This window comes from Limnohabitans planktonicus II-D5, assembly GCF_001270065.2.
GTDB classification, from domain to species: Bacteria; Pseudomonadota; Gammaproteobacteria; order Burkholderiales; family Burkholderiaceae_C; genus Limnohabitans_A; species Limnohabitans_A planktonicus.
The window spans coordinates 1-875 of record NZ_LFYT02000116.1 but is presented as its reverse complement, the minus strand read 5'-3'; the positions used below and the strand labels follow the sequence as shown (position 1 = coordinate 875).

Genomic DNA, 875 nt, shown 5'->3' with positions numbered 1-875 from the left:
GCAGAGTCCGACGTTTGCTTGCTCAAGCGTTGATTTTTGAAGCAAGCATCAGCTGTTGTTCAACCAACGTCGGGGTCTTCGACCACCGACCTACAGCATGCAGTTCCCGCAGTGCGGCTGTTAGTAGGTCGGCACTCGAAGAGTCCGACATGATGGGTTCGGCACAGGCCCTATGTCGGGGTCTTCGACAGCCAACAAAATCTTTGAGCATTGAATTGGTAGGTCGGCACTCGCAGAGTCCGACGTTTGCTTGCTCAAGCGTTGATTTTTGAACCAAGCATCAACTGTTGTTCGACCAACGTCGGGGTCTTCGACCACCGACCTACAGCATGTAGTTCCCGCAGTGCGGCTGTCAGTAGGTCGGCACTCGCAGAGTCCGACGTTTGCTTGCTCAAGCGTTGATTTTTGAAGCAAGCATCAGCTGTTGTTCAACCAACGTCGGGGTCTTCGACCACCGACCTACAGCATGCAGTTCCCGAAGTGCGGCTGTTCGTAGGTCGGCACTCGAAGAGTCCGACATTTGCTTGCTCAAGCGTTGATTTTTGAAGCAAGCATCAGCTGTTGTTCAACCAACGTCGGGGTCTTCGACCACCGACCTACAGCATGCAGTTCCCGCAGTGCGGCTGTTCGTAGGTCGGCACTCGCAGAGTCTGACGTTTGCTTGCTCAAGCGTTGATTTTTGAAGCAAGCATCAGCTGTTGTTCGACCAACGTCGGGGTCTTCGACCACCGACCTACAGCATGCAGTTCCCGAAGTGCGGTTGTTAGTAGGTCGGCACTCGCAGAGTCCGACATGATGGGTTTCAACACAGGCCCCAAGTCGGGATCTTTGACAGCCAACAACATCTTTGAGCATTGATGTCGTAGGTCGGCACT

The 875-nt window shown here is 53.8% G+C and carries 1 protein-coding gene; it reads right to left on the bottom strand.

Translation table 11 applies throughout. The annotated features are described in order from the left end of the window. Positions 1–665 precede the first annotated feature (665 nt). Positions 666–875: hypothetical protein (locus tag H663_RS42110; RefSeq protein ID WP_205872785.1), on the bottom strand; the 210-nt coding region annotated here is incomplete at its 5' end.